General features: G+C 43.7%; 1 protein-coding gene and 1 pseudogene. Both read left to right on the top strand.

Going from position 1 to position 1,451, the window contains the following annotated elements; all coding sequences use genetic code 11:
• On the top strand, positions 1–388 hold a 388-nt coding region (locus tag ACS8FC_RS14115; RefSeq protein WP_439297224.1), incomplete at its 5' end, for a helix-turn-helix domain-containing protein.
• Positions 389–694: 306 nt separating this feature from the next.
• Positions 695–1,451: pseudogene (locus ACS8FC_RS14120) on the top strand (Fic family protein); the annotation flags it as partial.

Here is a 1,451-nt window from a genome sequence, read left to right on the forward strand (position 1 = left end):
GGATAGATTAAGCCGATTATCTCAAGATGATTTTGCAATTCTAAAGCAGCGTATCAAAGACAAAGGCTTGCGATTGGTGGTGGCTGATCTACCAACGACGCATACAGTTAATAATGGCATGACAGGTGAGATCCTAACAGTGATTAACCATATGCTGATCGACTTATTAGCAACGATGGCAAAGCTTGATAACGACAAGCGTAGAGAGCGTATCAAGCAGGGATTGGCTAACAGTGGCTATAAGCCCTCCGGTAAGAAGCCTAATACAACGAAACACAATCGTATTAGAGAATTAGACAGTCAAGGCAATATGACAAAAGAGGAAATCGCTAAGGCAGTTGGTGTTGGCGTAGCTACTGTTTACCGGGTGTTAAAGCCAGGCTCATAGCTGAGGTATTTTATTTTATTTTTGTTCATAAACAGCTGATATATAAGGCTTTACACGCGAGGCAAGAAGGCTTTATTTGCAGAAATAGGTACTCTATTACTACGTAGCTGTGTTAAGAACGGTGTATTTTCATCATTCAATTTCGTTCAATTATGCCCACTTAAAACGCCCTTCGATCTTTATCTAAAGACATCACAGCGTCATATAAAAATCGATTAAATGCAATGAGGCTTCATTATAATCATTATATTGCATTCATAATCGCTTTTCTGCAAAATGGCTTATCTATAATCGCTTGAGCCCCTCATGATGAATACCCCTACTTCAGACCCTATTGGCGCAGCATGGCTTATCCGTTATGCCAGCATCGAGCTGGTGTCCCCTTTATATGTCAGCAGTAGTATCGGTGGGCGCAGACAAACCTATAAAGACGGTGACGTCATTCATAACGCTTATCAGGAAACCGCGCGTCCACTGGACACTATCATTGCGCACTTACAGTTTCACATGCGTCATGAAGTACTGAATTTAGAGTTACTGGTTCGTCTATTTGAGCAGGTAGGTGCTGATGACGTACAAGCATGGGTAAACGCTGAGCCGACAGGCAGCTATGCCCGTAGAATGGCTTTCTTGTATGAGTGGCTCATGGGTCAGCAGTTAGCAGTACCGAGTAATTTAGGCGGTAACTATGTGGATGCTCTAGATGCTAAGAAGCAGGTTACTTCAAGCCCTGCGCATGTCATAAAGAATGCTCGTTGGCGTATCAATGACAATCTTGCAGGAACCCGTCATTTCTGTCCTCAATTGGTGAAAACAGAGTTGTTTACGCAAGCCGCTGCACTCGATATTGCCACAATGGTTGACAAGCTGAACGATGAATTTGGGCAAGACTTACTGATGCGTGCCTCCGTATGGATGACATTACGAGAGAGTAAAGCCAGTTTTACTATAGAAGGTGAAGGGAAAGAGTTAAAACGTATTGAACGTTTCGCCGATGTGATGGCACGGCGTACCGGCAAGGGCGATATTCCGCTTGATCCTGAGTCGCTAGCAGAGTTGCAAC

It is taken from the genome of Psychrobacter sp. 1Y4 (assembly GCF_051847555.1).